Below are 23888 nucleotides of genomic sequence, written 5' to 3'. Positions count from 1 at the left end.
AGCACAGTTAATAGGCGATATTATGGGATTTATCGAATTAATCAATTAGTATTCGAGATATTTGTGAATCACTTATTAATCAATAAAATGTTTTTAATGTATATTTTGTGCACATAAAAAGCTTCACAAATCTCAGACTGTGAGACTTGTGAAGCTTTTCTAAATTAAATTAACTCAATGATTTTTTACCAGTGTAAAGTTGGTAATATTCGCCTTGTTTAGCGATTAATTGTTCATGATTACCTTGTTCGATAATCCGACCATGATCAATCACTAGAATTAAATCAGAGTTAGCAATAGTTGATAAACGGTGGGCAATAACGAAAGTCGTCCGGCCTTTCATCAAGTTATCCATACCCGCTTGAACGAGACGTTCAGTTCGAGTATCAATGCTAGAAGTTGCCTCATCCAAAATCATTAATGGTGTATCGGCAACATCAGCGCGGGCAATAGCCAACAATTGACGTTGACCTTGAGATAAGTCAGAACCATCACCATCAATTTTAGTATCGTAACCTTTACTTAACTCATCAATAAATTCATCAGCATGAGCCAGTTTAGCCGCTTGCTCAACTTCTTCATCTGTTGCAGATAAACGGCCGTAACGAATATTTTCCCGAACAGTTGTTGAGAATAAATTCGTTGCTTGCAAGACAATCGCCATGGAACGACGTAAGTCATCTTTTTTGATATCTTGAATATTAATGCCATCATAAGTGATCGTTCCTGAATTAATCTCGTAGAAACGATTTAACATACTGCTAATTGTCGTTTTACCAGCGCCAGTGGCTCCAACTAAGGCAACTTTTTCGCCAGGTTCAACTGTGACATTGATATCGTGCAAAATTGTTTGGCCCGGTAAATAACCGAAGTTAACGTGGTCAAAGACAATCCGACCACGGACCGGTACCAACTGACTAGAGCCGTCAGCTTGAGGTACGCGCCAATTCCAATTGTTTTTGCTACCATCTGTCGCGGTCTCTAAAGTGACATGACCGTTATCGACTTCAACGGGACTGTCTTCCAATTGGAAAATCCGTTCAGCACCAGCCAGTGCTAAGACAATTGCATTTAATTGCATGGAGATTTGTGAAATTGGTTGACTAAAAGAACGACTTAATTGTAGGAAAGCGGCGATGGCACCAATGGTTAATGTTGACCAACCATTAATCGCAATGATACCGCCAAAAATCGCAATTAAAACATATAATACATTACCAATATTACCCATGACAGGGAATAACATCGTAGCATAAGCGTTCGCCTTAGCTGAGTCTTCTTGATACTCCTGGTTATAAACGTCAAAAGCTTCTTTAGCTTCTTCTTCATGAGAAAAGACTTTGATAACTTTTAAACCGTTTAGCATTTCTTCAACAAAGCCATTAACCTTACCTAATTGTTTCTGTTGTTCTTTGAAATAATGACTACTGCGCGTAGTTAAAGCACGAACAACACCGACACTTAACAAGAAAATAACTAAGGTAACTAAAGTCAATAAAGGACTCAGTGCAATCATCCCAATAATAACAAAAGTCAACATGAATACAGAGTTAAGAAATTGAGGGATACTTTGCGAAATCATTTGCATTAAAGTATCAACGTCGTTTGTATAGCGACTCATGATATCGCCATAATCATTTTGATCAAAGTAGATGATCGGTAAGCTTTGCATATGGACAAACATATCGTCCCGAATTTTCTTTTGGAGGCGTTGGCCCAACACTGCCATAATCTGAGTGTAGAGCAATGTGCCAATGACGCCAATCAAGTAGATGCCAGCCATAATTAAGATTGCTCGGAATAATGGTGCAAAGTCTGGCGTGCTTTGTTTTAGCATCGGGGTAATGTAATCATCAATTAAATTCTGTAAGAAAAGTGATCCACGAACAGCAGCGGCGGCACTAATGATGATACTGATAACTCCAATAATAAAAGGGGCCGGGTAAGTGCCGACAACAAATTTCAACAACCGGATTAAAGTTGTACTGCGTTTAACTTTAGGTGAGTTTTGCATTTTAGCGTCCATTAGTTCTCGTCACCTACCTTTTGTTGGAACTCATAAATTTCACGGTACATTTGATTGCGTTGAACTAATTCATCGTGGGTGCCAATATCTTGAATTTGACCGTGATCCATGACGATGATTTGATCAGCATCTTGAATGGAGACAATTCGTTGAGAAATGATAATCTTCGTGGTATCTGGTAAATCTTCACGTAAACCTTGACGGATTTCTTGCTCAGTTGTGGTATCAACTGCTGAAGTAGAATCATCAAGAATTAAAATCTTCGGATTCTTCAACAAAGCTCGGGCAATGGTTAAGCGTTGTTGTTGACCACCAGAAACATTGTTACCGCCTTGTTCAATTTGTGTATTATAACCGTCATCAAATTCATTGATGAAACCATCAGCTTGAGCAATTTTAGCAGCGCGAATGATTTGTTCGTCAGTGGCGTCTTGATTACCCCAACGTAAGTTTTCTGCGATTGTTCCGGAGAAAAGAATACTCGTTTGTAAAACCATTGCAACATTGTCACGCAAGGTCTTAAGGTCATAGTGACGAACATTATGTCCCCCGACAATAACTTGACCACGAGTTGTGTCGTAAAGTCGTGGAATCATCTGAACTAAGGTACTCTTACCAGAACCAGTCTCACCAATAATGCCAATAACTTGACCGGATTTAATTTTAAGATTGATATCTTTTAGTACGGGCCGCTTAGCGTCAGCATAACTAAAGTTAACATTCTTAAATTCGATACTGCCATCTGCAACTGTTGAAATAGCATTGTCTTGGTCAGTGATAGTTGGTTGATCGCGTAAGACTTCCACAATCCGATCACCACTAGCTTGAGAAAGTGATAGTTGAGTGAAAATCATTGCTAAGAAACTCATACTAAATAAAATTTGATTTGAGTAAGAATACATACTAACTAATTGACCAGTTTGGAAGGTGCCACCAACAATCATCTTGGCACCAAACCAAGAAAGGAGTAGCAATGAAGTATTAACAACTAACTGCATTGCTGGACCGTTCATCGACATAATTCGTTGAGCCTTTGTAAAGACGGTTTCGATGCCTTTAGAAGCAGCTTTGAATTTCTGTTCTTCTTTATTTTCCCGGACATAAGTTTTAACAACGCGAATTCCGCGGACGTTTTCGCGGACAACTCGGTTTAAAGTATCATAACGCCGGAAAACAACCCGGAATAATGGTCGACCGAAGTGAAGAATAGTAACTAAAATCACCGCTAGAATTGGAACTAGAACAGCAAAGATCAAAGCTAATTGACTATTAACGTTGAACGCCATAACGATTGAAAAAATCAACATTAAGGGTGCCCGTACAGCTTGACGAATTAACATTTGATAAGCATTTTGAACGTTGGTAATATCAGTCGTTAGTCGTGTTACTAGACTAGAACCGGAGAAACGATCGATATTCGTAAAAGAAAATCCCTGAATGTGATAGAACAAATCGTGACGTAAATTGGTAGCAAAACCGGCACCGGCATGAGCGGCCGTCCAGCTGGCACTGGCACCACAAATCAACGAAACAATCGACATGACTAATAAAATTAGTCCATAGTGAATGACATAGTTTTGGTCGCTTTTCATCAAACCATTGTCGATAATATTTCCCATTAAATAGGGAATAAATATTTCAATACCTACTTCCGCTGCAACGAATAAGGGCGATAGTAGTGACAATTTACGGTATTGACGAACAGAGCGCAATAATGTCTTAAACAATATAAAACCTCCAATACCCAAAAATAGGAACGCCAATGGTGCTTATGGAAAGTTTGCTCCGTGTGTAAGAAGGACCTGGGACAAAAACGTCCCAGATCCTTCATAATTTTTAGAATAAATCGATTAAAATTGAAAAAATATACACGGGAAAACGATCATCAAAAAACACGCTTATTACTAGCTTACTCTTTTTAAATCAAAATGTCCTGTCATAGACTTGTTAAAAATTAGTTAAAACTCGTCAATTAAACCGCTTTGTAAGGTGACTCATCATAGGGATAATGAATGATTATGCGCTCTTAAGTGCTTCCAATTCCTCAATGTCAATCAGATTAATTGTATGTTGTTTTTGAGTTAATAATTGGCGTTCGTTAAAAAGACGCAGCTTACGAGAAATAGTTTCTGGTGTAGTCCCTAAAAAACTGGCCAATTCTTTTAGTTTCATTGGTAAAACGAATTGGTTACTGTTCTTAATTTTAGCGAGATCAAGTAAGTAAGTTGCCAGACGTTGCTCAACGGAATCATGATTTAATAATTGGTTTTGCTTTTCTAAAGCGGCAATTTTTTCGGCGTTACTTTTTAATAATTTTAAGGCAATACTGGGATATTCAGCGAGTAATTGTTGGAATTCTTGAGTCGCAATCGTACAAACTGCTGATTTCTTGAGTGTTTCGACATATAGTTCTTGATTTACCACCCCAAATAAATTCTTCTCGCCTTCAAAGTCGCCATTATCAAGGACACTTAGCAATTGCTCTCTACCACTAGCAGACAGCTGGTAAGTTTTAGCAGCACCTTCGGCAATAATAACCAATTGACTGGGTGTGTTGGGGCTTAAGATCACTTCACCCTTTTGGAAGTGATGATGGACGACTAAATTAGAAACTTTGACTAATTCGTCGTGATTAAGTTGTTCAAAGATGGGCACAATCTCTGCACAAATATGTTCAGTCATTTCATGAGCTCCTTATTGGTTTTAGTTTAACGCTCAGTGTTAGTTGATTTAATTTGGTAACCATGATTGCTAATCAGTTGTTTTAGCTCATCTTCAGAAGTTTGTAGTAAGTTAAATTGAATCACTAATTTTTGCTCTTTAAAAATAACGGCGACTTCACCAACACCAGCGTGATTTTCAATGATGTCCTGTAAGTTAGCAAACTCACTTAATTCTGTCATTGGTTCAAGGATAATGGTTAATTTTTCCATGGATAAACACCTCTGCCTATAATTCTAGTCCAAAAAGTGGTTAATGAGAAATAATTAGTTTAAACACTAAAAAACCAGAATTGTAGTTACAATTCTGATTTAAAAGAAATGGTCTTAATTTTTGAAAGTTTTAAAACTCGATCATTAGAACCAACTTTGAACAGTTTCAAAGAGGCTCTTGAAGAAATTACCAATAGCGATACCGATTTTTTGAATGAAATTACGATTTTCTTCAGTATTTACTTTATTGAAAATATCTTTGGCATTATTTTGAATATTATCGGCAACTTTAGCCGCTTGGTCTTTGAAACTTGAGGAGTTTAATGCGCCTGAATCACGAATCTTAATCAGCATATTAATAATGGCTGTCTTTTGATTATTGGTGATAATGTTAGTTAAATTATTGTTTTCAATTTGGTTGTTAACAATCGTGGTAATTTGATTGTTAGTCACATTATCGCCTTTAGCAGCCATTTCTTTTTTAGCTTCGGCAACGGCATTGTTAAGTTGCGCATCAGAATAACCGTCTTTATCTTTATTGGCCTGTGTGATATCACTCAACGTTGACATTTCGTTTTGCGCTGCAGTTACTTGGCTTTGGCTTAAAGAATCGCCGTTTTGTGCAAAGGCTGCATAGACACCAGCTAAGGCACCAGAACCGTCAATAGGTGTTGCTGAAGTGACATAAATATTGGCATCGGAAACGCCCGCTGTTACAGCCGCATTCTTGTATTGGTTTGCTGTAATGGTGGTGATATTATTTTGACCGTTATAGCTAAGAATCTTGACGTTGATACCAGAACCAGCACTAGTTTTTTGAACCATCGCACTGGACCAAACCCCAGAATTAGTTGTAAAAGTAGCACCTGAAGGATTTAAATATTTAACTAGTGTTGATCCGTCTACGGTAATGGTACTGTAATCAGCACCGTTAAGGCTAGCTGTCAAAGTATCTAAGGTGCCTTGTTTTTGACTAGCTGTTAGTGAAGTACCTAATGTAACAACTGGTTCAGACCACTCGTCACTTGCAGCTTGAGTCGTCTGTGTTTGATTAACAGCAAAGCTGACAGCGCCAATTAAGGCTGTGGTGAAAGTTAAGAGTAATTTTTTGAACTGCATGATTTTACCTCATCATTTTGAATTTATGAATGATACTCAATTGAGTATTATTGCTTAAAGCTATTATAGCAAAGCTTAAAAGATAGTGTAGAGACTAAGGTTGCTCCTTAAGGTCTGCTTAACAAAAATCGGTCTTTAGATCGAGTGATTCTCCGTCCTTTGCACAATAAAAAATTCATTTGTCCTCCAAGTAAAAGCCCATTGTGTTTCAATAATAACTTTGAGGAAGTGGCAAGAATCATATAAAATAAAACAAGTCTCGCTCAAATTAATTTGAGCGAGACTTGTTTTTGATTGGATTTAATTATAGTAATCGTAAATGATCGTGGTTTTTTGTTAAAAGTTGTTGGAAAGGTTTTTGATTAATGGTTTGTTGATAACAACCTAGGCGATCTTCAACGATTTGATCGAATAAGTCACGTCCAACCCGACCTTCAATCAGAACGCCATCACCATCAACATTATGGCGATAATCAACAAGCACTGTTGACGGTGTACGGCGGACATTTAATTCACTGGCTAATTGTCGATCAGCTTCACAGAGATCTTTAACTAACTTACTTTGCCGATCTTCAGTAAATGTTTTAAGGTCGAGTTTTGCTTCAGCTGCGGCAATACTCACGAGTTCATCAGAATATTTCTCATGATCCTTGTTGATATGTCGTTGTAAGTTAAGCAAGAACTCACGTGCTCTACGTTTACCCTGGAATGATGCCGCTTTGTAGTCTAATAATGATTGGTAAGTAATGTTAGCAATGTGATTACGTAATTGTAAATCGTGTAAATCTAAGTTTGACCGTTTAAGATAGTCAGTGACAATTTGCAAATTAGCCAATGGCACGACATTAATCCGTGCTTTTTGTTGGTGACTGTTAAGACTTTGAAGGATATTGCGTTCTGTCTCAAGACAGACGCCACCAATCGGATTAACGAACATAAAAACTTCTAACAAAATGTTTCCTCCAATATAAAATGAAAAACCAATTAAATAAGTAATAACCCCAATGAATAAATGCAATTAAATATCGACAAAAGCTATTCTAGCGTGAATAGCAGGACATTTCAATTTATCTGTCTGTAAAAATTAGCTATTAACAAAATCTCCTACTCGAGCTTGAATCAACGCTTAAAGCTGATTTTGGGCAGCGCGAGCAACCTTATTGATTACAGGTGCTCGGAATATTTGGTGTTGCTGTAAAAGCTCAACGAAAAATTCTTGAGCCTCTCTAGGCGTGTTGGTTTCTAATTCTAATTCATAATCTTGATGACCGTTAGGATAATTAGTCTGATCCAACGTTAGTTTGCCAACATTAAGTGTTGCTATCTGGCGCGTCGTTGTTGCTGCGGCAAAAACTTTAAGTTGCGCTAGCGAAATCTGTCTTTGGGCCAAAGCAGCTGCCACTTCACCAGTTTTTAAAAGTTGTTGATTAGTTGCTAGGTCTTGAGGGAGGCGATCAGTGATTTCCAGTAGCTCATGTTGATTGGCAGTAGCTTGTGCTGTGGAAACTTTAAGGGTCTGTTCCGCATAATCGTTAAAAATTCGAATCCGCAAACCACAATGTTGCTGATATAATTGCTGATCTGGTGTGTCAAAATAATAATTGGTTTGCGTAAATGCCTTTGCAAACTCAAATTGCTGTTTAATTTGTCTAAATTGATCTGCCGTGAGCAAATTTTTTAATTCGATTTCTAACGTTGCCATAATCAACCTCCAACCGTATTCTAGCATGTTTGTTTTAATTTTAAAGGAATCTGTTTTATCTGACTAGTTTTCGTCCTAATAGACAAGCCAACTGTGTTTGGCGTTGGTGATTTTTCTTTTTAAATCATTGATGTGTTAAAATGAGTAGTGAATGTCAAGAATGAGGAATTGAAATGGAAAAAAATTGGTCCGAATTTTTAATGCCTTATAATCAGGCAGTTGATGAATTAAAACTTAAATTTAGAGCCGTTCGCAAACAATATCAGACAATGGGTGAACATTCGCCTATTGAATTTGTGACCGGACGCGTTAAACCAGTCAATAGTATTATCGAAAAAATGCAACGCCGTTATATTCGTGAAGAATTATTAGAAACGGATATGCAAGATATTGCTGGTGTCCGCATCATGGTGCAATTTGTCGATGATATTTATGAAGTGGCTAACTTAATTCGCCAAAGAGAAGATATGCGGGTCCTTGAAGAACGCGATTATGTTTCTAATAGTAAACCGAGTGGATATCGTTCTTATCATATTGTCGTGGAGTATCCGATTCAATTACTCGATCATGAAAAGAAGATTTTGGCAGAAATTCAAGTTCGAACATTGTCGATGAACTTCTGGGCAACGATTGAACATTCGTTGAATTACAAATATCAAGGCGAATTTCCTGAAGATATTAGTGCTCGCTTAAAACGAACTGCTGAAGCTAGTTTTATGCTGGATCAGGAAATGTCTGAGATTAGAGAAGAAGTTCAAGAAGCGCAACGAATTTATGCCGCAAGTCAAGTTGAAAACAAACAACTGCCAAATGATCATTCGACTAAAGAATCATCAGAAAATCAAACAACTAAGTCTTTAGATGATAATAAAACAGACGGAGATAAATAATGAAAATCGCAATCATTGGTAATCCGGGTGCAAAATCTCGCCGCGTTACGGCTGAATTAACGGAGAAATTACTGGCATCAGGGCATGAGCTAGTGCAAACGTCACCCGAACTTGTGATTAGTGTTGGCGGCGATGGCACGCTACTTAATAGCTTTCATCGCTATTCGCATATTTTAGATCAAGTACGTTTTGTTGGTGTCCATACAGGTCATTTAGGTTTTTATACGGACTGGCGTGATTATGAAGTTGATCAATTAGTTGAATGTATCAATGAGGATAGTGGTCAAAGTGTCAGCTATCCACTTTTAGATGTTCACGTTAACTATGCTAATCAACCAGATAGCAGTCACTTTTTATCACTGAATGAATCGACATTGCGGCGAAATGCCTTAACGATTAAAACGGATATTTATATTCGTGACGCTTTTTTTGAGAGCTTTCGAGGCGATGGTATTTGTGTCGCCACACCAACTGGCTCCACAGGTTACAGTAAATCACTGGGCGGTGCTGTTTTACATCCGCGTCTTGAAGCTATTCAAATGACGGAGATTGCTTCAATTAACAACCGTGTTTTCCGGACGTTATCTTCACCAATTGTTTTGGCACCTGACGAGTGGATCACAGTTAAAACCCAGAATGCAGCTGATTATACACTAACAATTGACCAGTTAAGTAGTCATAACCGCGCAATTACAGAAATTCGTTACCAAATTGCCCGAGAACGCATTCGCTTTGCTAAATATCGTCATATGCATTTCTGGTCACGAGTTGAAGATTCCTTTATTGGTAATTTACGACAACAGGATGAATCACAACATGATCATTAAGTGGCAGTATTTGGCATCAGATTTTCCCGAAGTACCACAAATGATTTTGCAAACCTTTTTGAAGTATAAAGGGTTATCTAAGACCCAGATTGCGCGCTTAAAGTTTGCTGGTGGACAAGTATTTGTGGGACACCGGCAACGGTATACAGATTATCCGTTACGTGATGGTGATATTATCCGTGTCATTCTAGCTCCAGAGAAAGCGGCTGACACGATTAGCACGAGTTATCTTCCCATTGAAGTAGTTTATGAAGATGAATCATTATTAGTCGTCAATAAACCGCCACATTTACCTTCTATTCCATCACACAGTCATCCGGTAGATACATTAGCAAATCGGGTTAAAGGTTATCTGGAATTACATCAGGCTGAGAGTTTAGCCATTCATATTGTGACGCGATTGGATATGGATACCTCAGGCTTGGTTATTTTTGCTAAAAATTCCTTTGCGCACGCTTTACTTGATGAAGAGAATGCACAGCACCAGTTAAAGAAATATTATTTGGCTTTAGCATCAGGACAATTCCAACCAACGTCAGGGTTGATTGATCTTCCTATTCGCCGGCGGGAAAAACATGGCATGGCTCGCATGGTTGCGCCTGATGGTAAATCGTCACAAACAAGATACCAAGTTGTTCAACAATATCAAACCGGAGCTTTGGTTCGTTTACGATTATTAACGGGTAGAACACACCAAATCCGGGTTCATTTAACGGCTTTAGGGCATCCGTTATTTGGCGATGCGCTATACAATGGTCCAATTAGTGAAGTCGCTCAAAGACAAGCGCTCCATTGTGCGCAAGTTGAGTTGATTCAACCGTTGACACGCCAAACAATTAAATTAACGGCGCCACTTCCAGCTGATTTTGTGGCGATTCAACAAGAACTAGCTTAGCTATTAAGCTTTTCTTAGAATAAGTCAGCAAGTGATATGGGTAATTTTTGTTAAAGAGGTGAATTCCATGGAAAAAAATAATAATCGTGCTGAAATTTCGCGCGCACAATTGTTGCGGACATTGGAAAATGGGGAGACGAAGGTTTTTCGAAAGCGTTTCTTAGATATGCATTTTTACGATCAGGCACAATTTTATTTATCCTTGGATGAAGCGCAACGACAGAAATTATACCGGGTGCTAAATCCTCATGAAATGGGCGATTTCTTTGATACAATCGAAGATGATTTGCCACAAATGTCGGATTTATTACGAGAAATGGCACCTCAATATGCTGCAGATTTGTTAAATGATATGTTTGACGATAACGCGGCTGATATTTTGGAACATTTGCCTAAAGAAGACGTTAACCGCTATTTATCCTTAATGTCCAAGCCAGATGCCATTGAGTTACGCAAGTTATTGCATTATGACACTGAAACTGCCGGCGGTATTATGACGACAGATTTCGTTAGCTTGAGTGCAGATTTAAGTGTGGGTCAGGCTTTAGCTGAATTGAAGCGCGAGGCTGCTGAAGCGGAAACTATTTATTATGTTTATTTAGTTGATGCAGATCAGTTACTCGTTGGTGTTATTACGTTGCGTGATTTAATTGTTAATGATAATCATACGAAGTTAGCTGATGTGATGACGGTAAATGTTATTACGACTAGTGTTCACGATGAACAGGCCGATGTTGCCCAAAAGATTCGTGATTATAATTTCATTGCCTTACCAGTTGTTGATGACGATCAAAAATTGGTCGGTATTATCACGGTTGACGATGCCATTGAAGTTATTGACGATGAAGCTTCTTCTGATTACTCAGGTTTGGCCGGTGTCGATGTCGATGACGTTTCAGAGAATCCCTTTAAATCAGCTTCCAAACGATTACCTTGGTTAATTACGTTGTTATTTTTGGGAATGTCCACTGCAACATTAATCAACCATTATGAATCATTGTTAAGTGAAGCTAGCATTTTGGCAGTCTTTATTTCTTTAATTACAGGTACTGCAGGTAATGCCGGCACACAAAGTTTGGCCGTTGCCGTTAGACGTTTAGCTTTAGGTAATGATAAAAAACCACGTTTGTTTAAATTAGTTTTTGGTGAAATTCTAACTGGCGTGGTAACAGGTGTGATTACTGGCTTAACGGTGATGGTTATTGTGGGAATTTGGAAACAGAATTTAATGCTTGGGTTAACCATTGGTTTAGCGATGGCCGCTGCCATTACTGTTGCTAATTTAGCGGGTAGTTTAATCCCTATGTTAATGGATAAATTAGGATTTGATCCAGCGGTTGCAAGTGGCCCCTTTATTACAACCTTAAGTGATTTAACAAGTGTCTTGATTTATTTCAGTATTGCGCAATTATTTATTCGGGCGTTTATTGGGTAAATCTAATTAAATAGTAGTAAGATCGGACGATTGATTTTCAATCGTCCGATTTTTTTGCGCTTTTTCAATGAATTTGAACATCTTTACTGAAAATTTACATGAAATCTACAAGAATTTTATATCAATTAGTTACACTGATTTTGTTCTTAAGATAGTTAATATGATGGATATGAGGTGTAAGAAATGAAAAAGCAATTGGTAATTGGATCACTGTTTTTATTAGGGTTAACGTTATTAGCTGGCTGTGGTCAACAAAAGACAACTTCATCAACAGAAAACACAACTAAGTCAACAAAAGTAATCGCGGTTGGCTCAACGGCTTTACAACCGTTAGTAGAAGAAGCAGCTAAAAAATTTCAAACCGATCATCCTAAGACTTCAATTAATGTTCAAGGTGGCGGTTCTGGTACTGGTTTGAGCCAAGTTGCCCAAGGTGCTGTCACGATTGGTAATTCAGATATTTTTGCAGAGGCTAGTCAAGGTATCGATGCTAAAAAAATAGTCGATCATCAAGTTGCTGTTGTCGGAATGGCACCGGTGGTTAATCCTGATACTAAGGTTAAGAATGTGTCGTTGGCGCAACTTAAACAAATTTTTACTGGCAAGATAACCAATTGGCGAGAACTCGGAGGTAAGGATGAAAAAATTGTTGTCGTTAATCGTGCAGCTGGTAGTGGGACGCGGGCAACTTTTGAAGCGTCAGTTTTAAAAGGTGCTCAAGCGGTCAAATCACAAGAACAGGACTCTAATGGTACGGTTCAGCAAATTGTAAAATCAACACCTGGCGCTATTAGTTATTTAGCATTCTCTTATTTTAAGTCTGGTATTCAACCGTTGGCAGTAGATGGGGTTCAGCCAACTGCAAAAAACGTTGCGACTAACCGCTGGCAAATTTGGTCCTATGAACATATGTATACTCAAAAGAAGATCACATCAACAACGCAGAAATTTATCAAATATATTCAATCCAGTCGATTCCAGGATACAATTGTTAAAAAGTTAGGCTATATCAGTATTCACGATATGGAAGTTGTTAAGGATGCACATAATCAAGTGAGTGAGAAGTGATCAGTATGAATTTAGTTGAACTAAAATCACCCTCAAAGGAAATTAGGCAGGATCATTGGGGTAAGATTCTTTGTTACGCAGCGACAGGTGTTTTGTTGCTGTTACTCTTAACCATGATGTATTTTGTTTTTAGCAAAGGGATACGGACATTTACTGTTGATGGTGTTAAAGTATGGAAATTTTTAACAACCAGTCAATGGGAACCGACTAGTACCACACCTAAAGTTGGTGCACTGGCATTGATTAGCACATCATTTTTGACAACTATTTTAGCTGCAGTCATTGCTGCACCAATAGCAATTATAATTGCTATTTACGTGGTGGTCATTGATACCAAGATTGGCACTAAACTGATCCAACCTATCGTTGAATTGCTACTAGGTATTCCGTCGGTTGTTTACGGATTTGTTGGTTTGACGATGTTAGTGCCGCTTATTCGCCGCTCATTTGGTGGTACTGGTTTTGGTATTTTAGCTGGGATGCTTATTTTAGCGCTAATGATTTTACCAACGATCACCTCATTGGCTATTGAAAGTCTGCGTGGGGTTGATCGCTCCTATTGGAATTTTGCCTATACATTGGGCGGTACAACTTGGCAGGTGATTACGCATGTTATTTTGAAAATTGCTGCCCCTAATTTAATTATTGCCGTCATTTATGGGATTGCTCGCGCTTTTGGTGAAGCATTGGCCGTCCAAATGGTGATCGGTAATACCATTCAGATGCCGATAAATTTGTTAACGCCAACCGCTACTTTAACTAGTAAATTAACGACTGATATTGGTAATACTGTGGCAGGTACGCTAGCCAATGATGCATTATGGTCTTTAGCTTTAATTTTGCTGTTAATGTCTCTGGCATTTAATTTAATTGCGAAAAGATTTGCTAAGCGGAGGGTCAAATCATGAATCGTTATTTGATCGATCGTGTTACCCGCCACTTAATACAATTACTAGTGGGGTTAGTGGTTGCCTTAATTCTAATTTTTCTAGGTTATTTAATTTGGCAAGGTCGTCATCAAGTTACTTGGACCTTTCTAACAACGTCTAGTGAAGTGGGTTTAGGCATTCGGGATCAACTTTTTAACTCCTTGTACTTACTTGTTTTAACTTTATTATTATCATTTCCCATTGCTCTAGGTTCAGCGGTAGCATTAACGATTTACGCTAAACAAAATATTTTCACGCGCTTGGCGCAAATGGCGATTGAAGTTTTAAGCTCATTGCCGTCGATTATTGTAGGTTTATTTGGCTTCTTGTTTTTAGTGCTTAAAGTTGGTTTAGGTTTTTCAGTTTTGTCAGGCGCGATTGCTTTAACTTTCTTTAACTTACCGATTTTGACGCAAAGCATGATTTTGGCTTTAAAAAATGTTCCCACTAGTCGTTTAGAAGCTGGTATTTCTTTAGGCGTTTCGCAATGGCATGTTCTGTTAAAAGTCATAATTCCTGAAGCTATTCCAGGTATTATTTCAGGAATTGTTCTCAGTGCTGGACGGGTCTTTGGTGAAGCGGCAGCCTTGATATATACTGCAGGTCAAAGTGCGCCACAACTTGATTATCATAATTGGAATATATTTAGTGCGAACAGTTTTTTAAACCCTTTGCGGCCTGCTGAAACGTTGGCGGTTCATATTTGGAAAGTTAATACAGAAAACATTGGCATAGATGCAGATAAAATATCTCGCGGCGCAATTGTCATACTTGTGGTGGTTGTCTTATTATTTAACTTCTTGGCGCGCCGTTTATCGAATTATTTACAGCAAAAAAACGGAGGTCGGTAAAATGGCAGCAATGAAACAGGCGGACCTAGCTGGCTATTTAAATTTTCCTAATCAGGATATTGCGTTGCGTTGTACGGACGTTAACGTAGACTACGCAACGGAGCGAGCGATTTTTGATTGCAATTGTGTTTTTCCAAAAAATAAAATTACAGCTTTAATTGGACCGTCTGGTTCGGGCAAATCGACGTTATTACGTTGTTTAAATCGAATGAATGATGGGCGCGCGCAAGTGAGTGGGACAATTGATTATGAGGGGACTAACCTTAATGATCAGCAAATCAATGTTTATCAGTTACGTCAAAAAATAGGCATGCTTTTTCAACAACCCAATCCGTTTGCCCGCTCAATTTATTTCAACTTGGCTTTTGGTATTCGCGAACATCAAGCAATTAGTAAATCTGAACTTGAACAGCGGATGCGTGAAGTACTAGAAATGGTGGATTTATGGTCAGAGATCTCAGGAGATTTACAACGTCACGCTAACCATCTCTCTGGTGGGCAGCAACAAAGGCTGTGTTTGGCGCGAACATTAATGTTACAACCGGACATTCTATTGCTTGATGAACCGGCAAGTGCTTTGGATCCAATTGCCACGGCCAAAATTGAAGCCAATTTATTAGCTTTAAAAAAAGATATTACAATTATCATTGTGACGCATAATCTTGAGCAGGCGGCACGAATTAGTGATTACACGGCCTTCTTTTATCAGGGCTATTTAGTTGAATATGATCGTACGAAGCATCTATTTTTAAAACCACATCAAAAACTAACAGCAGATTATTTGGCAGGGAATTTTGGGTGATAACGATGAAATCCGAACAATTATTGCGTGTAGAGGGTATAAATGTTAAATATAATAACAGGGAAGTGCTGCATAATCTTTCTTTGACTTTTCCTAAGCACCAAATTACAGCGATTATGGGACCATCTGGCTGTGGTAAATCGACTTTTTTACGTTGTTTAAATCGCAGTAACGATTTACTGCCAGAAGTTGAAGTTCATGGTAAAGTTTGGTTAGGCGATCAAAATATTTATCAACCTCGAACTAATATTTATCAACTACGAGCGCGGGTGGGAATGGTTTATCAACAACCGGTACCTTTTCCGTTTACGATTTTTGAAAATGTTGTGTTTGGTCTTAAAATGGCGGGACAAACTGACGCTAAATTGTTAGCAATGCGAGTTGAGTCAAGTTTAAAAGCGGCGGCAATTTGGGACGAAGTTAAGGATCGACTACAAGAGCCAGCCCAAGCCCTATCAGGTGGTCAACAGCAACGCGTGTGCTTAGCTAGTGTCTTGGCGATGCAACCTGAAGTTATCTTGTTAGATGAGCCAACTAGTGCCCTAGATCCAACATCTAGTGCTAGTATTGAACAAACGTTAATTGCATTAAAAAAAGATTACACAATTATTATTGTGACACATAACTTACAACAAGCTAGTCGCATTTCTGATCAAATTGCCTTTATGCTAAATGGCGATTTAATTGAAACGGCTCCAACCAAGACCTTTTTCTTACAACCACAGCAACCACAAACTCAAGACTATTTAGCGGGAAAATTCGGATAGGAGTTAATAATGAAACAATTTAATGATGAATTAAAAAAACTGCAAACGAATTTTATGGACATGGGAATTACTGTTAGCGAGCAAATTTATCAATCAACAAAATCGTTTATTGATCATGATAAGCCACTTGCGCAAAAGATCGTTGCACAAGATCCACAAATCAATAAAGCAGAGATTGATTTAGAAAAACAAGCTTTGTACTTAATGGCTTTACAACAACCGTTGGCGACAAATTTTCGTCAGGTGATCTCTATTCTTAAAGCCAGTTCTGATTTGGAACGAATTGGTGATCATGCTGTTGGGATCGCGCAAGAGACGATTTATATTAAGGGTAATCCGCGTATTCCGGAAATTGAAGTGTTAATCGCCAATATGACAAGTAATGTTCGTAAAATGCTTGAAGAAGTATTAGATGCTTATTTCCGTGGCGACGAAATTGCCGCGCAACATATTGCTCAAACAGACGAAGAAATTGACCAACAGTTTTCCCAAATACGCCAACAATTAACTTCTGGTTTAGAACAGAATACAGATCTTGCTGCAGCTAGTGCCAGCTATTTAATGGTTGCCAGATTTTTAGAGCGAATTGGCGATCACGTGGTTAATATTTCGGAATGGACAGTTTATAGCGAGACTGGCGATATTATTGAATTGAGTGATGATCAAAAGCGAGTAAAAGGACACCAAGAGACGATCAATCGGGCCTAATTATCGTTTTAGTCAATGACAACTAAGATTCGTTCATGGGATACGTGGTGAAACATGCAAAAACAAATTTTAGTTTTAACAAAACAATTAAAAATTTTCATTAGTTTAAATGAAACACTATCTGCACTTAATTATTCACTTTTAAATGTCACCACTATTGATAGTGCTCATCAGGCAGTGAACACGCAAGAATTAACCGGGATTATTATTGATCTTAGTTGTGGTTCTTGGTTTGAAGTCAGCGAACTACTTAGCGATACCCGTCAACAGCTTCGCACCCCAATTATTGTGATTAGTTCAAAGTTTTCTATTGCTGAATTACAGCAATGTTTTGCTTTGCATGTTGATGATTACGTTGTTTGGCAGGAGCCCGCTCAAGAATTGTTATTAAGATTACAACAACGACTTTGGTTTTATGAGCAAACAGCGGAGATTAACCAAACTGTTAAGACGCATGAGCAAGAAACTTCCGCTAGAATTCAATTAGGCGATTTAACGATTGATCTGCAACATTTTCAAGTTTTGCGAGATCAATTGGATTTAGGGCTAACACCGAAAGAATTTAAATTATTAATGTATTTGATTAAGCATAATGGCCAAGTTTTGGCGCGTGAGCAAATTATGACTGAGATTTGGGGGTATGATGAATTAGATTCTTCGCGGATTGTCGATATTCATATTAGTCACTTGCGCGATAAAATTGAACTTGATTCTAAAAATCCGCAAATCATTACAACGGTGCGTGGGTTTGGTTATTTATTTGAAGATAAAAATTTGAAAATTGCTTATAAAAATCAACCACGAACAACAAACGATTGATTTCATAATTAGCTGAAGTATCTCTGTCACCAGTTATTAGGTGGCTTTTTTGTTATAATGAAAGTGCTTAATTCAAATATTAATTAGTCATTCAAACTTAGAATTTTTAGGAGATGTCTTCATGGTAGAGAAAATTGGTTTTATCGGTACAGGCGTGATGGGAACAAGTATGATTAAAAATCTGCTTAAAGCTAATTATCAGGTCACTGTTTATAATCGAACACAAGCTCATGCACAGGCGGCAATCGACGCTGGTGCAACATGGGCCTATACGCCAGCGGCTGTAACGCGTGTGAGTGATGTTATCATTACCATGGTTGGTTTTCCACAAGATGTTGAAGAAGTTTACTTTGGTAAACATGGTATTTTTTCTGTTGTTAAAAGTGGTCAAACATTAATCGACATGACTACGAGCAAGCCGTCCTTAGCCAAGAAGATTTTTGCAACGGCGGTGCGTAAAGGTATTAATAGTTTAGATGCTCCAGTTTCTGGTGGCGATATTGGCGCCCAAAAAGGTGAGCTAACAATTATGGTTGGCGGTTCGCAAGGCGTTTTTGCTAAAATGTTGCCTATTTTCCATGCTATGGGTAAGGATGTTAATATTTTTGGCGGCGCTGGTAGCGGTCAATCCACTAAAATGGCTAATCAAATTATGATTGCAGGTACCATGACGGGATTAACGGAAATGTTGGTCTATGCTAAAAAAGCTAATCTAGATGTAGAAAAAGTTTTAAAAACAGTCGGAGGCGGTTCGGCTACTAACTGGTCTTTAAGTAATTATGGCCCCAGAATTTTGGCTGGTGACTACACACCAGGATTTTTTGCCAAGCATTTCTTAAAAGACTTGCGGATTGCGTTAGATGAAGCAAAAGCAATGGATCTAGACTTACCAGCAACCCAACGTGCTGAAGAATTATACCAACAATTAGTCGAAGTTAAGAAATTAGGCGACGATGGCACGCAAGCCTTAGTTAAATTGTGGTGGCCGGAAACAAAAGACGAAGAAAATAAATAGCGGTAATTAATTGCTGTCGTTATAACGATCGTGATCAATAAGAAATCACCTTTTACAATCTATTTGTTGATGATGTACGTTAGTTTTGTGCTGTAATTGACTTGTATCAGACTTAGCACTAGTCTATATTATTGAGTATTCACTAAAAACTATGAGATTTTCTTCAGAAATGAGGATATTACTTGAAAGAAATGCCTAAATATATGATCATTGCAAACCAGTTACGTCAACAAATATTGGCTGGTGATTTTGCACCAGACGGTCAATTACCACAGGAATCTCGATTAACTACTGCTTATAATGTTAGTCGAATTACAATTCGAAAAGCTTTGGACATTCTTGTGACAGAGAATCTTATTTATCGAGTCCAAGGTGCGGGAACATATGTTAAATACTCCAATGATAAGGGACAATTGATTGATCAAAATCAGGCAGAGCTATTTAATTTTGATGAGTTGGAAGCTACCGTTATTAATTTCAGTGTGGTAAATCCACCAGATAGGGTTGTGCGGACGCTCGAAATAAATAAGTTTGATTTAGTTTATGTGGTTGAACGTGTTTTAACTAAACTTAAGGAACCAGTAATCTATCAAAAACTTTTTTTCCCAATTAAGTTTATTCAAGGTATGCGAATGGATGCATTAAATGGATCAATTACCGATTTCATGCAAAACGAATTGGATGTTAGTATTACTTCGACAATTCGACATTTTTTATTAGGCCATTTAAATGAACAGAGTGCTGAATATCTTCACATAAATCCGCATGATCCGTTGTTGTTGATAGAAGAAAAAATGTATCTAAAAAATGGTGTTATCGGAGTTTTTGATCAAAATTGGATTAATACTGAAAAATATAACTATGGTGTAAGAATCTTATTGGGATAAATTATAAATGAGGCGGGAAATAACCGCCTTTTTTTGTGGCTTTCTTAAAATTTGTTATGACAATTTTAAAAAAGGGTTTACAAATATAATAATGAGTGGTTTAATCGTAAATGTAAACGCAAACATTATTTGGAGGTCTTAAAATTGTCAAAGATTAAAATTGCATTCTTCTGTAGTGGCGGTATGTCTAGTAGTTTAGCGGGGAAACATCTCCAGGAGTTTTATGAAAGTCAGGGAAGGGATATACAGGTAGACGCCTATGATTTTGGCATGATGGATGATGTCACTGATGATGCGAATTTGATTTTACTTGCACCACAAATATCATGGGCATATGACGATGTTAAAAGTAAATTTCCTGATAAAAAGGTTGTAAAATTATCAATTACGGAGTTTGGCAGCATGAGTGGTGAAAAAATCGCTGAAGCCTTGAAAAAGGAAGGAATTGAATAATAATGGTAAAAAAAAGCTTTTGGTCAAATTTTCAACAGAACTTTACTAAAACTGCTGGTAAGATTGCTGCAAATAAATTGCTTCTAACTTTACGTGACTCTTTTGTCTTAGTGGCATCTACGACTATGATCGCAGGGTTCGCATTACTTATTCAAAGTGTTATTTTGGATCCTGTTGGAGGCCTTGTTTTCGGGCAACAAGGTTTACATATTGGTCAGCTTATTTCAGGATCAGAAAAGGCTTGGGAAGCTTCTGTGTTTGCTCACGGGTTATCTTCAGTTGCTAATTTAATTGCCTTAGTTTCCAATGGTTCACTTAATATTTTTTCATTACTTCTAGTTGTTATTTTTTCATATGAATTTTCGCGTAAATTTTTCCCTAAAGCTAAAGAACATTTAACCTCTGTTTTGTACGCTTTAGGTGCATTCTTCATCTGTTTACCATGGCATTTCAGTTATATGCCAGCGAATGCTAAAAAAGCTATTGATGTCTTGAGCCATGTTGACACAACATTCTTTGGTACTCAAGGTGTCTTCTCTGCTTTATTAATTAGTGGTATTGCTGTTTGGTTATACAACAAAGTAATGTCACATAACATCACAATCAAAATGCCAGAATCAGTTCCACCAGCTGTTGCGCGTTCTTTTGAGTCTTTAATCCCAGGACTAATTACGATGAGCTTCTTTATCATTTTGACTGGTATTAGTACAACAATTACTGATAAGACTTTACCTGAACTATTGCTTTCAGTATTACAAGCGCCGGCTATGGCGGTTGCAGCAACAAGTGCTTTTGCTTTTGTAGCAATGTTTACTTGGCCACTTTTGCAATGGTTTGGTATTCATCCTACTTCTATTTGGGGTCCTATTTTTGGCTTAACTTGGAATATTAATGATACTCAAAATATGCTTGGCCAAGCACACCATGTTCTTTCAACAATGTTCATGAACTTTTCGGCTATTGCATCTGGTGCGTTTGGGTTAGCACCTGTACTTGCTATCTTGCTATTTTCTAATCGTATTGCAGCTAAAAAAATTAGTAAAATTGCGATTATGCCAGCAATTTTTAACATTTCAGAACCGATTACTTTTGGGTTACCAATTATTATGAATCCAGTTTATATTGTGCCATTTGTTGCAGCTACACCGGTGGCATTTTATATTGCTTATTTTGCAACTAAGATTGGTTTCATTGCACCTATTTCTAATAATGTACCTTGGACAGTACCACCTATTTTATCTGGTTTATTATTTACTGGGAATATCAAAGGTGCAATTGTACAAGCAATTATTTTAGTAGTAACAACTGCAATCTATATTCCGTTCGTTAAGATGGACAATAGAATTAACGCTGATACAGAATTATAAAGTGAGGAACATAATAATATGGATGAAAAACAATTACAAAAAGCAATGAATTTAATTGCCTATGCTGGAAATTCACGTTCTCAATCTGTGATTGCGATGAATTTAGCTGAAGAGGGTGAAATTGAAAAAGCTCGTCAACAATTAGAAGCTGCTAAGAAGGAATTGCATCAAGCACATAATATTCAGACTGCTTGGATGAGTGCAGAGATGAATGGGGAGAATGTTGAAAAATCTCTTCTCTTAATTCACTCGCAGGATCACTTTATGGCGGCGGATATTATGCTGACAGTTGCAGAAAAATATATTAATTTAAATCAACAACTGAAGAAGCTTGAAGAACATGACTAAATTATTACTTGATGAGATTTTTAGTGGTAGTCCGGTATTGCCTTTGGGGAAGCCTTTCCGAATTTCTGGACAGACGACGCCTAATAGTCAGGTAACTGGTAGCGGTGCAAATCAAATAGTTCAAACAAATTCGGATAATATTGGCAATTTTTGTTTAAGATTCAATCCGGTTTTTACTAAAAAAGTAGACTTTAAAATTGAAAGTAGTGATGTGGTTTGTAAGATTACAATTCAATTTGGTCAAGTCTTCTTATTTTCTGGACAGTCTAATATTGAGTTTAGATTGCGAGATTCTCAAACTTACCAGGAGACACTTAATGATTTTCCTGAATTAACGGCTTATTATTTTGAAACGCCACAAATTGAATACGTTGATGAAATGGGCAATAAGACTCCTAGTAATATGTTACCTGGTCAATGGCAAAAAATAACACCAGAGAACTGTGGTTTAATGTCTGCCGTTGCATTCTATGCGATTGCAGAAATACAAAGGCAAAATCCCGGTCTTATTATTGGTGTAGTCGATTGCTACAAAGGAGGAACGTCGGCATCTTCTTGGTTACCCAACGATGTCTTGATGAAACACCCCAGACTTGTTGAAAGATTTATAAAACCATATAAAAAAGCAATTGCTGGCAAAGATAAGGCAGATTTTGATGAAGAAAATTTGGCCTATCGAGCAAGCGTCAATCAGCATAATAAGAAATTAGAAGAATTTCTATCTCGAAATCCAAAAGTTAGTTTATCAGATGCAAAAAAAACTGTTGGACATACACCTTGGCCACCTCCAATGCAACCAACCAGTTTTTTACGTCCAGGGGGGTTGTTCGATACAATGGTAACCCAAATTATTCCGTATACTTTTAATCAAATGGTTTGGTATCAAGGGGAAAATGATGCTGATAATCCGGATGTATATACTGAATTACTTAGGACGTTGATTACGACGTGGCGTTCGAGATTATACGATGATTCTTTACCAGTATCGTTAATTCAACTACCAGCATATGAAGACGAGCCTGATTTTGCATGGGCAAAGATTCGTCAAGCGGAACTTAAAGTAGCTCTGAATTTACCCTACGTTAATTTAATTTCGATTATTGATACGGGTGACCGGCATAACATTCATCCGATTGACAAGAAACAAATCGGTCTTCGAATAGGTAAATTATTAAACGGACCGAAAAAAACGACACCAATTCCTAAGATTCAAGAGTGGTCAACTGAGCGATTGGTCATTAGAGTACCCGGTGTTACCAACTTAATTGTAAAGGGTGTACCTGAATTTGAGATATTATTGAATGGTCACCTAGATAAAGTTATTGCAAAAGTTGTGGACAACTATATCATAATAAATAGCGATTTTGATGAGGTATCTTATCAATATCAGAATTACACACAACCGACAATCTTTGACGAAAATTGTCTACCGTTAGCTGCCGTTAAATTGAAAAAATCAGCTGATCAATATGGTTTAGGAATTACAGATTAAATTATGATCCAATTTATGGATGTTAAAAAGGGACATATTTATTTCAATAAGGAACTGCAACTATTTTTTGAAACATATAAATAAAAGCAGCTTTCTACATTAGGTAATTGATTTTCTGTAGTCTACAGGAGATTGATTGCCTAATTTTGTAAATATACGTTTATTATTCCAAAAACTAATGTAGTTTTTGACCATTTCTATTACAATGTTATTGGAACCTATCGGTTCCTTATGGTTGTAGAATGTTTCAACCTTTAGGCAGGAGTGAAACGATTCTATTGGTGCGTTATCCGCTGGTGTTCCTTTACGGGACATACTGCGGATAACGCCTTTTTTGCGTGCCATTTCAAAAAATTCGCGTGATGTATAAGTTGAGCCTTGATCACTATGCAAAATTGTGTTTCCCGATAAATTGTCTAATTGCTCTAATGTATTCAAAACTAACTTTGTGTCCGGATGATCCGAAATTTGATAGGCAATGATTTCCGAATTAAAAGTATCCATTATTGTTGATAAATACAACATTGTCTTCCCAAAGGGAAGATAAGTGATATC

General features: G+C 37.5%; 25 protein-coding genes. 17 read left to right on the top strand and 8 right to left on the bottom strand.

All coding sequences use genetic code 11. The features are described 5' to 3' along the window. Positions 1 to 169: 169 nt before the first annotated feature. From FC84_RS06185 to FC84_RS06155, 7 genes are all read right to left on the bottom strand, one after another. Positions 170 to 2026 (bottom strand): ABC transporter ATP-binding protein, encoded by a 1857-nt coding sequence (locus FC84_RS06185; protein WP_057756894.1) that lies wholly within the window; start codon positions 2024 to 2026, stop codon positions 170 to 172. Then, positions 2026 to 3753 (bottom strand): ABC transporter ATP-binding protein, encoded by a 1728-nt coding sequence (locus tag FC84_RS06180; protein WP_057756893.1) that lies wholly within the window; start codon positions 3751 to 3753, stop codon positions 2026 to 2028. Before FC84_RS06180 ends, FC84_RS06185 begins: the two co-directional genes overlap by 1 nt. A 289-nt stretch (positions 3754 to 4042) precedes the next feature. Beyond that, on the bottom strand, positions 4043 to 4708 hold the full coding sequence (locus FC84_RS06175) for a Crp/Fnr family transcriptional regulator (RefSeq protein ID WP_057756891.1): 666 nt from the start codon (positions 4706 to 4708) through the stop codon (positions 4043 to 4045). Positions 4709 to 4734: 26 nt separating this feature from the next. Further along, positions 4735 to 4959, bottom strand: a complete 225-nt coding sequence (locus FC84_RS06170; RefSeq protein WP_057756889.1) for a hypothetical protein — start codon at positions 4957 to 4959, stop codon at positions 4735 to 4737. A 144-nt stretch (positions 4960 to 5103) separates the two neighbouring features. Then, complete coding sequence (locus tag FC84_RS06165) at positions 5104 to 6078, bottom strand: DUF1002 domain-containing protein (protein WP_083479563.1); 975 nt, start codon at positions 6076 to 6078, stop codon at positions 5104 to 5106. Between the two features lie 304 nt (positions 6079 to 6382). Next, on the bottom strand, positions 6383 to 7030 hold the full coding sequence (locus FC84_RS06160; protein ID WP_057756888.1) for a DsbA family protein: 648 nt from the start codon (positions 7028 to 7030) through the stop codon (positions 6383 to 6385). A gap of 174 nt (positions 7031 to 7204) precedes the next feature. Further along, positions 7205 to 7780, bottom strand: coding sequence for a CYTH domain-containing protein (locus FC84_RS06155; protein ID WP_057756886.1), 576 nt, complete (start codon positions 7778 to 7780; stop codon positions 7205 to 7207). A 173-nt stretch (positions 7781 to 7953) separates the two neighbouring features. Between FC84_RS06155 and yjbM the strand changes: the two genes are divergently transcribed. The 17 genes from yjbM to FC84_RS06070 all read left to right on the top strand — a co-directional run bounded on the left by yjbM (position 7954) and on the right by FC84_RS06070 (position 23333). Further along, positions 7954 to 8670, top strand: coding sequence for a GTP diphosphokinase (gene yjbM / locus FC84_RS06150; RefSeq protein ID WP_057756884.1), 717 nt, complete (start codon positions 7954 to 7956; stop codon positions 8668 to 8670). Next, positions 8670 to 9497, top strand: a complete 828-nt coding sequence (locus tag FC84_RS06145; protein WP_057756883.1) for an NAD kinase — start codon at positions 8670 to 8672, stop codon at positions 9495 to 9497. Before yjbM ends, FC84_RS06145 begins: the two co-directional genes overlap by 1 nt. Beyond that, the gene (locus FC84_RS06140) at positions 9487 to 10392 is read left to right on the top strand and encodes an RluA family pseudouridine synthase (protein ID WP_057756881.1); all 906 of its coding nucleotides are present in this window, start codon (positions 9487 to 9489) and stop codon (positions 10390 to 10392) included. The genes FC84_RS06145 and FC84_RS06140 overlap by 11 nt, the downstream gene beginning before the upstream one ends. Positions 10393 to 10459: 67 nt before the next feature. After that, on the top strand, positions 10460 to 11827 hold the full coding sequence (mgtE, locus tag FC84_RS06135) for a magnesium transporter (RefSeq protein ID WP_057756879.1): 1368 nt from the start codon (positions 10460 to 10462) through the stop codon (positions 11825 to 11827). 183 nt (positions 11828 to 12010) lie between these two features. Beyond that, a complete protein-coding gene (locus tag FC84_RS06130) occupies positions 12011 to 12895 on the top strand; it encodes a phosphate ABC transporter substrate-binding protein (protein ID WP_057756877.1) in 885 nt (294 codons plus the stop codon). A 5-nt stretch (positions 12896 to 12900) separates the two neighbouring features. Next, complete coding sequence (gene pstC / locus FC84_RS06125) at positions 12901 to 13803, top strand: phosphate ABC transporter permease subunit PstC (protein ID WP_057756875.1); 903 nt, start codon at positions 12901 to 12903, stop codon at positions 13801 to 13803. After that, positions 13800 to 14675, top strand: a complete 876-nt coding sequence (gene pstA / locus FC84_RS06120; RefSeq protein ID WP_057756873.1) for a phosphate ABC transporter permease PstA — start codon at positions 13800 to 13802, stop codon at positions 14673 to 14675. Before pstC ends, pstA begins: the two co-directional genes overlap by 4 nt. 10 nt (positions 14676 to 14685) lie before the next feature. Continuing rightward, positions 14686 to 15477 (top strand): phosphate ABC transporter ATP-binding protein, encoded by a 792-nt coding sequence (locus FC84_RS06115; protein WP_225733102.1) that lies wholly within the window; start codon positions 14686 to 14688, stop codon positions 15475 to 15477. Between the two features lie 5 nt (positions 15478 to 15482). Then, positions 15483 to 16244, top strand: a complete 762-nt coding sequence (gene pstB, locus FC84_RS06110) for a phosphate ABC transporter ATP-binding protein PstB (RefSeq protein WP_057756870.1) — start codon at positions 15483 to 15485, stop codon at positions 16242 to 16244. 6 nt (positions 16245 to 16250) lie between these two features. After that, the gene (gene phoU / locus FC84_RS06105; protein ID WP_057756869.1) at positions 16251 to 16952 is read left to right on the top strand and encodes a phosphate signaling complex protein PhoU; all 702 of its coding nucleotides are present in this window, start codon (positions 16251 to 16253) and stop codon (positions 16950 to 16952) included. Positions 16953 to 17006: 54 nt separating this feature from the next. After that, positions 17007 to 17771: a response regulator transcription factor gene (locus FC84_RS06100; protein ID WP_057756867.1), complete on the top strand. Its 765-nt coding sequence runs from the start codon at positions 17007 to 17009 to the stop codon at positions 17769 to 17771. Positions 17772 to 17892: 121 nt separating this feature from the next. After that, a complete protein-coding gene (locus FC84_RS06095) occupies positions 17893 to 18786 on the top strand; it encodes an NAD(P)-dependent oxidoreductase (RefSeq protein ID WP_057756865.1) in 894 nt (297 codons plus the stop codon). A 191-nt stretch (positions 18787 to 18977) separates the two neighbouring features. Further along, complete coding sequence (locus tag FC84_RS06090; protein ID WP_225733101.1) at positions 18978 to 19673, top strand: GntR family transcriptional regulator; 696 nt, start codon at positions 18978 to 18980, stop codon at positions 19671 to 19673. 144 nt (positions 19674 to 19817) lie between these two features. Next, the gene (locus FC84_RS06085; protein WP_057756861.1) at positions 19818 to 20126 is read left to right on the top strand and encodes a PTS sugar transporter subunit IIB; all 309 of its coding nucleotides are present in this window, start codon (positions 19818 to 19820) and stop codon (positions 20124 to 20126) included. A gap of 2 nt (positions 20127 to 20128) precedes the next feature. Further along, on the top strand, positions 20129 to 21493 hold the full coding sequence (locus FC84_RS06080) for a PTS sugar transporter subunit IIC (RefSeq protein WP_057756859.1): 1365 nt from the start codon (positions 20129 to 20131) through the stop codon (positions 21491 to 21493). Between the two features lie 18 nt (positions 21494 to 21511). Continuing rightward, positions 21512 to 21841: a PTS lactose/cellobiose transporter subunit IIA gene (locus FC84_RS06075; RefSeq protein WP_057756857.1), complete on the top strand. Its 330-nt coding sequence runs from the start codon at positions 21512 to 21514 to the stop codon at positions 21839 to 21841. After that, the gene (locus FC84_RS06070) at positions 21834 to 23333 is read left to right on the top strand and encodes a sialate O-acetylesterase (protein WP_057756855.1); all 1500 of its coding nucleotides are present in this window, start codon (positions 21834 to 21836) and stop codon (positions 23331 to 23333) included. Before FC84_RS06075 ends, FC84_RS06070 begins: the two co-directional genes overlap by 8 nt. Before the next feature lie 99 nt (positions 23334 to 23432). On the opposite strand, the gene FC84_RS06065 is transcribed toward FC84_RS06070, so the two are convergent. Next, the coding region (locus FC84_RS06065) for a DDE-type integrase/transposase/recombinase (RefSeq protein WP_157051857.1) at positions 23433 to 23888 on the bottom strand (456 nt) is incomplete at its 5' end.

This window comes from Lapidilactobacillus dextrinicus DSM 20335, assembly GCF_001436095.1.
Lineage (GTDB): Bacteria > Bacillota > Bacilli > Lactobacillales > Lactobacillaceae > Lapidilactobacillus > Lapidilactobacillus dextrinicus.
This window is presented reverse-complemented; position numbering and strand designations above follow the sequence as displayed.

Bases quoted from the DNA above. Each gene is read 5' to 3' on its own strand.
- FC84_RS06185 (WP_057756894.1), bottom strand. From the start codon at position 2,026: ATGGACGCTAAAATGCAAAACTCACCTAAAGTTAAACGCAGTACAACT.
- FC84_RS06175 (WP_057756891.1), bottom strand. From the start codon at position 4,708: ATGACTGAACATATTTGTGCAGAGATTGTGCCCATCTTTGAACAACTT.
- FC84_RS06170 (WP_057756889.1), bottom strand. From the start codon at position 4,959: ATGGAAAAATTAACCATTATCCTTGAACCAATGACAGAATTAAGTGAG.
- FC84_RS06165 (WP_083479563.1), bottom strand. From the start codon at position 6,078: ATGCAGTTCAAAAAATTACTCTTAACTTTCACCACAGCCTTAATTGGC.
- FC84_RS06155 (WP_057756886.1), bottom strand. From the start codon at position 7,780: ATGGCAACGTTAGAAATCGAATTAAAAAATTTGCTCACGGCAGATCAA.
- yjbM (WP_057756884.1), top strand. From the start codon at position 7,954: ATGGAAAAAAATTGGTCCGAATTTTTAATGCCTTATAATCAGGCAGTT.
- FC84_RS06145 (WP_057756883.1), top strand. From the start codon at position 8,670: ATGAAAATCGCAATCATTGGTAATCCGGGTGCAAAATCTCGCCGCGTT.
- FC84_RS06140 (WP_057756881.1), top strand. From the start codon at position 9,487: ATGATCATTAAGTGGCAGTATTTGGCATCAGATTTTCCCGAAGTACCA.
- mgtE (WP_057756879.1), top strand. From the start codon at position 10,460: ATGGAAAAAAATAATAATCGTGCTGAAATTTCGCGCGCACAATTGTTG.
- FC84_RS06130 (WP_057756877.1), top strand. From the start codon at position 12,011: ATGAAAAAGCAATTGGTAATTGGATCACTGTTTTTATTAGGGTTAACG.
- pstC (WP_057756875.1), top strand. From the start codon at position 12,901: ATGAATTTAGTTGAACTAAAATCACCCTCAAAGGAAATTAGGCAGGAT.
- pstA (WP_057756873.1), top strand. From the start codon at position 13,800: ATGAATCGTTATTTGATCGATCGTGTTACCCGCCACTTAATACAATTA.
- FC84_RS06115 (WP_225733102.1), top strand. From the start codon at position 14,686: ATGAAACAGGCGGACCTAGCTGGCTATTTAAATTTTCCTAATCAGGAT.
- pstB (WP_057756870.1), top strand. From the start codon at position 15,483: ATGAAATCCGAACAATTATTGCGTGTAGAGGGTATAAATGTTAAATAT.
- FC84_RS06100 (WP_057756867.1), top strand. From the start codon at position 17,007: ATGCAAAAACAAATTTTAGTTTTAACAAAACAATTAAAAATTTTCATT.
- FC84_RS06095 (WP_057756865.1), top strand. From the start codon at position 17,893: ATGGTAGAGAAAATTGGTTTTATCGGTACAGGCGTGATGGGAACAAGT.
- FC84_RS06090 (WP_225733101.1), top strand. From the start codon at position 18,978: ATGCCTAAATATATGATCATTGCAAACCAGTTACGTCAACAAATATTG.
- FC84_RS06080 (WP_057756859.1), top strand. From the start codon at position 20,129: ATGGTAAAAAAAAGCTTTTGGTCAAATTTTCAACAGAACTTTACTAAA.
- FC84_RS06075 (WP_057756857.1), top strand. From the start codon at position 21,512: ATGGATGAAAAACAATTACAAAAAGCAATGAATTTAATTGCCTATGCT.
- FC84_RS06070 (WP_057756855.1), top strand. From the start codon at position 21,834: ATGACTAAATTATTACTTGATGAGATTTTTAGTGGTAGTCCGGTATTG.